The sequence below is a fragment of the Leucobacter sp. NPDC015123 genome (genome assembly GCF_043080205.1).
GTDB classification, from domain to species: domain Bacteria; phylum Actinomycetota; class Actinomycetes; order Actinomycetales; family Microbacteriaceae; genus Leucobacter; species Leucobacter aridicollis_A.
Genome location: NZ_JBIBVH010000014.1, coordinates 1 through 10,619 on the forward strand (window position 1 = coordinate 1; position 10,619 = coordinate 10,619).

Sequence of the window (10,619 nt, forward strand, 5' to 3'; positions counted from 1 at the left end):
CTGGAAATGGCGCCACTTGAAATCCGTCATCGTTCCGTCCGTCCAATCTCCGCCAAGCATGCTCAAGCTTCACGATTTTTGCAACAGAGCCTCACATCACCCTGGAAATGGCGCCACTTGAAATCCGTCATCGTTCCGTCCGTCCAATCTCCGCCAAGCATGCTCAAGCTTCACGATTTTTGCAACAGAGCCATATCGACAACCTCTCGCGCAACCAAGACATCGCGGTCGGACTGCAAGTGATCTTGAAGCCACGGGCCCGTCCCACCCCGACATGGACCTCGATGCCCGAACGGACGTTAGATTTCGAGTTCTAGGCGTTCTGCGATGAAGGTTGGATCCCAGCCGGGATTGAAAGTGTCGACGTGGGTGAATCCGAGCCGCTCGTATAGGCCACGCAGGTTCGGGTGGCAGTCGAGCCGCAGCTTGGCGCACCCCTGCGTTCGCGCGGCATGGCGGCAAGCCTCGATCAGCGCGGAGCTGACACCCCGGCCCGCATGTGTCCGTCGCACCGCGAGCTTGTGCAGATATGCGGCCTCCCCCTTGAGGGCGTCGGGCCAGAACTCGGGATCCTCGGCCGACAAGGTGCAACAGCCGACGATGCCGTCGCTGCAACTCGCGACTAGGAGCTCGGATCTCAGGACGAAGGTCTCCGCGAATGTCCGGTCGATCCGCGCGACGTCCCAGGCGGGCGTTCCCTTGGCGGACATCCACGCCGCAGCGTCGTGCATCAGCCGCACAACCTCGTCGATATCACCCGAGCAGGCGACCCGAACGTTCGGAGGCTCCTCGCTGTCCATTCGCTCCCCTGGCGCGGTATGAACCGCCGCCTCATAGTGCAGTTTGATCCTGACGAGCCCAGCATGTCTGCGCCCACCTTCGCGGAACCTGACCAGGGTCCGCTAGCGGGCGGCCGGAAGGTGAATGCTAGGCATGATCTAACCCTCGGTCTCTGGCGTCGCGACTGCGAAATTTCGCGAGGGTTTCCGAGAAGGTGATTGCGCTTCGCAGATCTCCAGGCGCGTGGGTGCGGACGTAGTCAGCGCCATTGCCGATCGCGTGAAGTTCCGCCGCAAGGCTCGCTGGACCCAGATCCTTTACAGGAAGGCCAACGGTGGCGCCCAAGAAGGATTTCCGCGACACCGAGACCAATAGCGGAAGCCCCAACGCCGACTTCAGCTTTTGAAGGTTCGACAGCACGTGCAGCGATGTTTCCGGTGCGGGGCTCAAGAAAAATCCCATCCCCGGATCGAGGATGAGCCGGTCGGCAGCGACCCCGCTCCGTCGCAAGGCGGAAACCCGCGCCTCGAAGAACCGCACAATCTCGTCGAGCGCGTCTTCGGGTCGAAGGTGACCGGTGCGGGTGGCGATGCCATCCCGCTGCGCTGAGTGCATAACCACCAGCCTGCAGTCCGCCTCAGCAATATCGGGATAGAGCGCAGGGTCAGGAAATCCTTGGATATCGTTCAGGTAGCCCACGCCGCGCTTGAGCGCATAGCGCTGGGTTTCCGGTTGGAAGCTGTCGATTGAAACACGGTGCATCTGATCGGACAGGGCGTCTAAGAGCGGCGCAATACGTCTGATCTCATCGGCCGGCGATACAGGCCTCGCGTCCGGATGGCTGGCGGCCGGTCCGACATCCACGACGTCTGATCCGACTCGCAGCATTTCGATCGCCGCGGTGACAGCGCCGGCGGGGTCTAGCCGCCGGCTCTCATCGAAGAAGGAGTCCTCGGTGAGATTCAGAATGCCGAACACCGTCACCATGGCGTCGGCCTCCGCAGCGACTTCCACGATGGGGATCGGGCGAGCAAAAAGGCAGCAATTATGAGCCCCATACCTACAAAGCCCCACGCATCAAGCTTTTGCCCATGAAGCAACCAGGCAATGGCTGTAATTATGACGACGCCGAGTCCCGACCAGACTGCATAAGCAACACCGACAGGGATGGATTTCAGAACCAGAGAAAGAAAATAAAATGCGATGCCATAACCGATTATGACAACGGCGGAAGGGGCAAGCTTAGTAAAGCCCTCGCTAGATTTTAATGCGGATGTTGCGATTACTTCGCCAACTATTGCGATAACAAGAAAAAGCCAGCCTTTCATGATATATCTCCCAATTTGTGTAGGGCTTATTATGCACGCTTAAAAATAATAAAAGCAGACTTGACCTGATAGTTTGGCTGTGAGCAATTATGTGCTTAGTGCATCTAACTTTGTGGGTATAGGAAGTTCAACCGCCCTTTTTTGCGAGTCTGGCAGGTAGGAAGCGGGGGCGTGTCCGATTTTTTGTGTGTGAGGCGGTTTAGTCCGGAAGTCTCTTTCAGCGAGCCAGCGTGAATCGGTCTTCGTAGATTATCGCGAACTGGTTCATCGCCGCCTTCCAGTGCTGAGACGCGCGGCTCCACTCGGCGGTGATGTTCCGCAGCGCCAGCCAGATCAGCTTGGTGGCGGCCTCGTCGCTGGGGAAGTGGCCGCGGGTCTTGATGATCTTGCGCAGGCGCGCATGCACGCTCTCGATTGCGTTGGTCGTGTAGATCACCCGGCGCACGTCCGGCGGGAACGCGAAGAACGGCACCACGCGCGTCCAGGCACGGCGCCAGGCGGCGACCACCGTCGGGAAGCGCTCGCCCCAGTCGCCGGCCTCGAACGCATCCAGCTCGGCCTCTGCGGCCTCGGCGGTCGGGGCCGTGTAGATCGGCTTGATCGCCGCCGCCAGCGCCTTGCGGTCCTTCCAGCCCGCATAGTCCAGGCTGTTGCGGATCAGGTGCACGATGCAGGTCTGCAGCGTGGTCGCCGGGAACACCGCTTCCAGCGCCTCCGGGAAGCCCTTCAGGCCGTCAGCCACGCCGATCAGGATGTCGTTGACGCCGCGCGTCTTGAGGTCGTTGAACACCTTCATCCAGAACTTCGCGCCCTCGGTGTTCTCGATCCACAGCCCGAGGATGTCGCGGGTGCCGTCGGCCAGCACGCCCAGCGCCAGATACACCGCCTTGTTGCGCACCACGCCGTCCTCGCGGATCTTCACCCGCAGCGCGTCGAAGAACACCACCGGATACATCGCTTCCAGCGGCCGCGCCTGCCATGCGGTGACCTCGGCCATCACCTCGTCGGTGACCTTGCTGATGAACTCCGGCGACACCTCGACGCTGTACATCTCGGCCAGGTGCCCCTGGATCTCACGCACCGTCATGCCGCGGGCGTACATCGAGACGATCCGATCGTCGAACCCGGCGAAGCGACGCTCGTGCTTGGGGATCAGCTGCGGCTCGAACGTACCCGTCCGGTCGCGCGGCACGTCGATGCGCAGCGGACCCTCGTCGGTCAGCACCGTCTTGCCGCTGCGGCCGTTGCGGTGGTTGCCGCTCCCGCCCTCGGCGTCGGCCAGGTGCAGGCCGAGCTCCGCGCCCAGCGCCCGCTCGATCACGGCCTTCTTCAGCTGCTGGAACACGGCTTCGACCCCGGCCGCGTCCATCGGACCCGGGATCAGCTTCTCGAGAAATTCCTTCGGCAGATCAATGGCCGGCGTGACCACCGGCGTCTTCTTCTTGCGTGGCATACATGCTCCTTGGCAGCATCATGGTATGCCTCTCACACAAAATTTCTGACACCCTCGGAAGCGGCCGCGCAAGCGCCGCTTTGGGCACAGATCGGGCACAGATCGGGGGTTCATGCGTGGGTTTTCGACATCGCGGGGCCACGCAGCGGCTCAGTGCGTAGCCATTTCTCACCGAAACCCGGCACAGGGCCGAGCGCAGCCCTGCGGGGTCGTGGCCGCATCGGATCGGACTCTGGCTTGGCTGCCGGCTGTGTGGCCGGCACCTCGTCACGCGGCCGGCGGCGGCGCGCGCGCTGCGGGCCGGTAGTGCGCTTGCTCCAGCGCGCCGTGTTTCTCGAAGTGGGCGAGGATGGCGCGAATGGCCTTGGGGTCTTCGATGCTGGCGACGATCCGCACCGCGCCGCCGCAGTGGGCACAGGTGGTGACGTCGATGGAAAAGACCCGCTTGAGCCGTTGCGCCCAGCTCATCGCACGGCGCTTCTGCTCGGGGCTGCGCGGCTCGTCGTGGGCGCTTGCGTCAACCGGCACCGCATCGCCCGCAGGCCGCCTGCCGCGCCCCGAGGGCGTCAGCTGCGCACGCAGGTTTGCATTCGGGGCGAATACGCCGTGGAAGCGGGTGAGATGCGCGCGAGGTGGCGGGACCAGTGCCGCCAGCTTGGCGATGAAGTCCACCGCATCCCATTCGACATGCGTGGTCCCATTTCGCCACGGCGTCTTGAGCTGATACCGCACCCTACCCTGCGGTGAGATCGACAGCCGCTGCTCGCTGATCGCCGGGCGCGTGATGTAGCGGCACAGCTTTTCGAGCTTGTGGCTTTCGTGTGCTTCCGCGGCCACGCCGGCATGCAGCGAGAAGCCGCCGACCTTGCCGGCGTCGCCCTCCAGCGAGCCTGCGTCACCGGGCAATGTTTGCAGCGTGACGACCTTGCGGCCAGCGTCGCGACCGGTGGCGATGCGGTAGGTCATCGAACTCATCCGCAGCCCATCCATGCCGTCGTCGCTACCCGCGCTGTCGGACAGGAACACGGATTCGTCTTCGCCTTCGAGCCAGCCGCGGCGCGACAGGTGCCGGCACACGCGATGCGCGATGGTGCCGGCCAGTTCCGTCAGTTGCGCCGATGTGGGCGCACGGGTGCGGTGCAGGCGCGGCTTGCGCTGCGGACGCTCGGTGGTGTCCTCGTACACGCCGTCGAGCCACAGCATGTGGAAGTGAACATTCAGGTTCAGCGCGCTGCCGAAGCGCTGGATCAGGGTCACCGCGCCGCATTGCGCGCTGGCGTGGTCGACGCCGGCTTGATCGGCCAACCAGCCGGCGATCACACGATGCACGATGCCCAGCACCGGGCCGATGGCCTCCGGCTTGCTGGCGAACAGGAAGCGCAGCGGGTACGGAAAACTCAGCACCCATTGCCGCACCGGCCGCGGGCCAAACACCTCCTCCACCAGGTGCCGCGCGCTCTCGGCCATGCGCCGCGCCCCGCAGCTGGGGCAGAAGCCGCGCTTCTTGCAGGAGAAGGCCACCAGCCTCTCGGCCCGGCACTGCTCGCACACCACGCGCAGGAAACCGTGCTCGAGCACGCCGCAACGCAGGTAGGTCTCGAACTCCTCGCGCACATACTCGGGCAGCGGGCGGTCTTCGGCCTCAAGACGCGCGATGAAGTCCGGGTAGTGCGCCTGCACTAGCGCGTACAGCAGCGTGCGCTCGGGCAGGTGGCGCGCGTAACGCGCAGCGGCGTGGGCGGCCGGCAGTGGCGCGCACACCTCGGCCTGCCGCCGGGGTGCGGTCAGGCGCGGCACGCAGCGCTCCGTTGCAGGGACGGCTGCTCAGGGTTGCGCCCGCGAGCACGCGTTCATATCGGCGTTTTCTGATCTTCGCGTCAGACATTGCCGCGGGGCGGGTAGGAAGTCTCCCGCCTCGGACGCCAGAACGCACAAAGCCCGGCACGAGGCCGGGCTTTGTGGTCTTGCTTGATGGATCGCGGGGCTTAGAAATCCATGCCGCCCATGCCGCCCATGCCGCCGCCCGGAGCGGCCGGCTCTTCCTTCTTCGGCGCTTCGGCCACCATCGCTTCGGTGGTGATCATCAGGCCGGCGATGGACGCCGCGTTCTGCAGCGCGGAGCGCGTGACCTTGGTCGGGTCCAGGATGCCGAACTCGATCATGTCGCCGAACTCGCCGTTGGCGGCGTTGTAGCCGAACGCGCCGGTGCCTTCGGCGACGCGGTTCAGCACCACGCTCGGCTCGTCGCCGGCGTTGGTGACGATCTCGCGCAGCGGGGCTTCCATCGCGCGCAGGGCGATCGCGATGCCGTGGTTCTGGTCCTCGTTGGCGCCCTTCAGCTCGGCGATCGCGGCCTTGGCACGGATCAGGGCGACGCCGCCGCCCGGGACGATGCCTTCCTCGACCGCCGCACGGGTGGCATGCAGGGCGTCTTCGACGCGCGCCTTCTTTTCCTTCATCTCGACTTCGGTGGCGGCGCCGACCTTGATCACCGCAACGCCCCCGGCCAGCTTGGCCACGCGCTCCTGCAGCTTCTCGCGGTCGTAGTCCGAGGTGGTCTCCTCGATCTGCGCCTTGATCTGCTTGATGCGGGCTTCGATGTCCGCGGTGTCGCCGGCGCCGTCGATGATGGTGGTGTTCTCCTTCGAGACCTGCACCTTCTTCGCGCGGCCGAGGTCGTTGATGGTCGCCTTCTCGAGCGAGAGGCCGACTTCCTCGGAGATCACGGTGCCGCCGGTGAGGATGGCCATGTCCTCCAGCATCGCCTTGCGGCGGTCGCCGAAGCCCGGGGCCTTGACCGCGCAGACCTTCACGATGCCGCGGATGGTGTTGACCACCAGCGTGGCCAGCGCCTCGCCCTCGACGTCCTCGGCGACGATCAGCAGCGGCTTGCCGGCCTTGGCCACGCCCTCGAGGATCGGCAGCAGGTCGCGGACGTTCGAGATCTTCTTGTCGTGCAGCAGGATGAACGGATCCTCCAGCTCGGCCTGCATCGACTGCGGGTTGTTGATGAAGTACGGCGACAGGTAGCCGCGGTCGAACTGCATGCCCTCGACGACGTCGAGCTCGTTCTCCAGGCCCGAGCCCTCCTCGACGGTGATCACGCCTTCCTTGCCGACCTTGTCCATGGCCTTGGCGATCAGCTCGCCGATGTCGGTGTCGGAGTTGGCCGAGATCGAACCGACCTGGGCGATCTCCTTGCTGGTCGAGCAGGGCTTGGAGATCTTCTTCAGCTCCTCGACGGCCGAGGTGACGGCCTTGTCGATGCCGCGCTTGAGGTCCATCGGGTTCATGCCGGCGGCCACGGCCTTCATGCCCTCGCGGATCAGGGCCTGGGCCAGCACGGTGGCGGTGGTGGTGCCGTCGCCGGCGTTGTCGGAGGTCTTGGAAGCGACTTCCTTGACCATCTGCGCGCCCATGTTCTCGAACTTGTCGGCCAGTTCGATCTCCTTGGCGACGGACACGCCGTCCTTGGTGATCGTCGGGGCGCCGAAGCTCTTCTCGAGCACGACGTTGCGGCCCTTCGGGCCCAGGGTCGCCTTGACGGCGTTGGCGAGCACGTTCACGCCGCGGACCATGCGGGCGCGGGCGTCTTCACCGAAACGAATATCCTTGGCAGCCATTGCGGAATTACCTCAGTTCTGTGATTGCGGGTTGGGATGCGGCGAAGCGGCGGGCTCAGCCCAGCACGGCGAAGATGTCGTCTTCCTTCACCACCAGGTACTCGGTGCCGTCGAGCTTGACCTCGGTGCCGGCGTACTTGCCGAACAGCACCTGGTCGCCGACCTTGACCTTCGGCGCGCGCACGTTGCCGTTGTCGAACACCTTGCCCTCGCCCACGGCGACGACCTGGCCCTTGATCGGCTTCTCGGTGGCCGAATCCGGGATCACGATACCACCGGCGGAGACCTTCTCTTCCTCGGTGCGCTTGATGACGACGCGGTCGTACAGCGGCTTGATGTTAATCGCCGCGCATATCTTCCTCGTGGGGCTACCCATCGCCTTTATCGCGCGCCGCCGCGACCGTGCGCGCGCGCAAAAATTCGCCGCCTGATCGCCTCGGGCAATCATCCTTGTCGAGGGTGCCAAGCTGTTCTTTACTGAAGAACGTCCCGACATCCTTGTTGAAGAGGCGGCGGGCTTGTGGGCCTGATGCTATGCGGCTGGGCGAGAGGGAGGAATATATGTCCGGAATAATCGACGACTCAGTCGCGGCGTTGTTTCGGCTTCAGCGCTGCCGCCGCTGGCGCGGCGTGGCGCGCCTCGAGCCATTCGATGCCGAAGGAAACGATATCGGCCGCGTCGATCAGCCGGGATTGCGCGCCGCCGACCGGGCCTTGCGCAACCCTGGTGCGGGCGAGATAGTCGCGGGCGATCCGTTCGACCGCGTCGGGGCCGTCGGGCGCGGCATATTCGTCGAGGATGCCGTTCGAATCCCAGTCGGACGTGGTGACCCAGACGCGCTTGCCTTCGCGCAGTAAGGGCATCGAATAAGTGACGCGGCGCTTGCCCTCGATCCGCGCCACCGCTTCGGCATAATGGAGCGCGGTGACTGCATCGGGCCCGGCGCCGATCGACAGGATTTTTCCTGCGTGGGCGAGAAAACGCGCGATCGGCGAGCGGGGGCCATAAGCGGCGCCCATCTCGTGCGGCGCCACCAGCCACGCCGCATCGGGCCCGATCGCCGCCATCGATGCGTCGGGATGGGCGCTGCGCCGACACCCCGGATAGGTTCGGATAAATTCGTTGATCGCGCCAAAGCCGGGGTAGGCGGGCGCATGGTCGGGGTCGAACGCAGGCCAGCTTTGGGCGATGGCGGCGGGCGGCGCATCATGACCCAGCGTCTGTTCATAGGGCGAATCGCGCCACGAGACGAAGGCGAGAATATTCCCGGTGGGGCCGACGGCCTCGATCAGCGCATCGACAAGTGTCTGCGGTCCGTCCGCCAGCGGCCCGACGGCGCGCAACGACACATGCGGCATCACCATATCGCCTGAGCGCACGCCGAGGTCGCGCAATTGCCGGACCAGCTCGCTTTTGGACCAGGGCGTCGCGGGTGCCGTCGCGGGTTCGTGCAAATCGCCGTTTTTGCGGGGATCAGTCATCATGATATATCTCCCAATTTGTGTAGGGCTTATTATGCACGCTTAAAAATAATAAAAGCAGACTTGACCTGATAGTTTGGCTGTGAGCAATTATGTGCTTAGTGCATCTAACGCTTGAGTTAAGCCGCGCCGCGAAGCGGCGTCGGCTTGAACGAATTGTTAGACATTATTTGCCGACTACCTTGGTGATCTCGCCTTTCACGTAGTGAACAAATTCTTCCAACTGATCTGCGCGGGAGGCCAAGCGATCTTCTTCTTGTCCAAGATAAGCCTGTCTAGCTTCAAGTATGACGGGCTGATACTGGGCCGGCAGGCGCTCCATTGCCCAGTCGGCAGCGACATCCTTCGGCGCGATTTTGCCGGTTACTGCGCTGTACCAAATGCGGGACAACGTAAGCACTACATTTCGCTCATCGCCAGCCCAGTCGGGCGGCGAGTTCCATAGCGTTAAGGTTTCATTTAGCGCCTCAAATAGATCCTGTTCAGGAACCGGATCAAAGAGTTCCTCCGCCGCTGGACCTACCAAGGCAACGCTATGTTCTCTTGCTTTTGTCAGCAAGATAGCCAGATCAATGTCGATCGTGGCTGGCTCGAAGATACCTGCAAGAATGTCATTGCGCTGCCATTCTCCAAATTGCAGTTCGCGCTTAGCTGGATAACGCCACGGAATGATGTCGTCGTGCACAACAATGGTGACTTCTACAGCGCGGAGAATCTCGCTCTCTCCAGGGGAAGCCGAAGTTTCCAAAAGGTCGTTGATCAAAGCTCGCCGCGTTGTTTCATCAAGCCTTACGGTCACCGTAACCAGCAAATCAATATCACTGTGTGGCTTCAGGCCGCCATCCACTGCGGAGCCGTACAAATGTACGGCCAGCAACGTCGGTTCGAGATGGCGCTCGATGACGCCAACTACCTCTGATAGTTGAGTCGATACTTCGGCGATCACCGCTTCCCTCATGATGTTTAACTTTGTTTTAGGGCGACTGCCCTGCTGCGTAACATCGTTGCTGCTCCATAACATCAAACATCGACCCACGGCGTAACGCGCTTGCTGCTTGGATGCCCGAGGCATAGACTGTACAAAAAAACAGTCATAACAAGCCATGAAAACCGCCACTGCGCCGTTACCACCGCTGCGTTCGGTCAAGGTTCTGGACCAGTTGCGTGAGCGCATACGCTACTTGCATTACAGTTTACGAACCGAACAGGCTTATGTCCACTGGGTTCGTGCCTTCATCCGTTTCCACGGTGTGCGTCACCCGGCAACCTTGGGCAGCAGCGAAGTCGAGGCATTTCTGTCCTGGCTGGCGAACGAGCGCAAGGTTTCGGTCTCCACGCATCGTCAGGCATTGGCGGCCTTGCTGTTCTTCTACGGCAAGGTGCTGTGCACGGATCTGCCCTGGCTTCAGGAGATCGGAAGACCTCGGCCGTCGCGGCGCTTGCCGGTGGTGCTGACCCCGGATGAAGTGGTTCGCATCCTCGGTTTTCTGGAAGGCGAGCATCGTTTGTTCGCCCAGCTTCTGTATGGAACGGGCATGCGGATCAGTGAGGGTTTGCAACTGCGGGTCAAGGATCTGGATTTCGATCACGGCACGATCATCGTGCGGGAGGGCAAGGGCTCCAAGGATCGGGCCTTGATGTTACCCGAGAGCTTGGCACCCAGCCTGCGCGAGCAGCTGTCGCGTGCACGGGCATGGTGGCTGAAGGACCAGGCCGAGGGCCGCAGCGGCGTTGCGCTTCCCGACGCCCTTGAGCGGAAGTATCCGCGCGCCGGGCATTCCTGGCCGTGGTTCTGGGTTTTTGCGCAGCACACGCATTCGACCGATCCACGGAGCGGTGTCGTGCGTCGCCATCACATGGGCTCTGTTGCAAAGATTGGCGGCAGTCAGAGGTAGGCTGTCGCTCTGCGCCGATCAGGCGGCTGCTGCGAAATGGTGGTTGAGCATGCCCATG

General features: G+C 63.1%; 8 protein-coding genes and 2 pseudogenes. 1 reads left to right on the top strand and 9 read right to left on the bottom strand.

What is annotated here, in order from left to right; all coding sequences use genetic code 11:
- Window positions 1–299: 299 nt before the first annotated feature.
- From ACF07D_RS16010 to aadA1, 9 genes and pseudogenes are all read right to left on the bottom strand, one after another.
- On the bottom strand, window positions 300–800 hold the full coding sequence (locus ACF07D_RS16010) for a GNAT family N-acetyltransferase (RefSeq protein ID WP_000376623.1): 501 nt from the start codon (window positions 798–800) through the stop codon (window positions 300–302).
- A gap of 127 nt (window positions 801–927) precedes the next feature.
- Complete coding sequence (gene sul1 / locus ACF07D_RS16015) at window positions 928–1,767, bottom strand: sulfonamide-resistant dihydropteroate synthase Sul1 (RefSeq protein WP_000259031.1); 840 nt, start codon at window positions 1,765–1,767, stop codon at window positions 928–930.
- Window positions 1,761–2,108 (bottom strand): quaternary ammonium compound efflux SMR transporter QacE delta 1, encoded by a 348-nt coding sequence (locus ACF07D_RS16020; protein WP_000679427.1) that lies wholly within the window; start codon window positions 2,106–2,108, stop codon window positions 1,761–1,763. The genes sul1 and ACF07D_RS16020 overlap by 7 nt, the downstream gene beginning before the upstream one ends.
- A 217-nt stretch (window positions 2,109–2,325) precedes the next feature.
- Window positions 2,326–3,561 (bottom strand): IS256-like element ISEc58 family transposase, encoded by a 1,236-nt coding sequence (locus ACF07D_RS16025; protein WP_001137513.1) that lies wholly within the window; start codon window positions 3,559–3,561, stop codon window positions 2,326–2,328.
- A 267-nt stretch (window positions 3,562–3,828) separates the two neighbouring features.
- A complete protein-coding gene (locus ACF07D_RS16030) occupies window positions 3,829–5,322 on the bottom strand; it encodes an IS91 family transposase (RefSeq protein ID WP_042038115.1) in 1,494 nt (497 codons plus the stop codon).
- Window positions 5,323–5,546: 224 nt separating this feature from the next.
- Window positions 5,547–7,184 (bottom strand): chaperonin GroEL, encoded by a 1,638-nt coding sequence (gene groL, locus ACF07D_RS16035; protein WP_000719078.1) that lies wholly within the window; start codon window positions 7,182–7,184, stop codon window positions 5,547–5,549.
- Window positions 7,185–7,239: 55 nt separating this feature from the next.
- A complete protein-coding gene (groES, locus tag ACF07D_RS16040; RefSeq protein ID WP_000535481.1) occupies window positions 7,240–7,560 on the bottom strand; it encodes a co-chaperone GroES in 321 nt (106 codons plus the stop codon).
- A 206-nt stretch (window positions 7,561–7,766) separates the two neighbouring features.
- Window positions 7,767–8,666: an aminoglycoside N-acetyltransferase AAC(3)-VIa gene (gene aac(3)-VIa / locus ACF07D_RS16045; RefSeq protein ID WP_000131886.1), complete on the bottom strand. Its 900-nt coding sequence runs from the start codon at window positions 8,664–8,666 to the stop codon at window positions 7,767–7,769.
- A 119-nt stretch (window positions 8,667–8,785) separates the two neighbouring features.
- A pseudogene (gene aadA1, locus ACF07D_RS16050) lies at window positions 8,786–9,624 on the bottom strand (ANT(3'')-Ia family aminoglycoside nucleotidyltransferase AadA1).
- 145 nt (window positions 9,625–9,769) lie between these two features.
- Here aadA1 and intI1 point away from each other — a divergent pair.
- A pseudogene (gene intI1, locus ACF07D_RS16055) lies at window positions 9,770–10,525 on the top strand (class 1 integron integrase IntI1); the annotation flags it as partial.
- Between the last annotated feature and the right edge of the window lie 94 nt (window positions 10,526–10,619).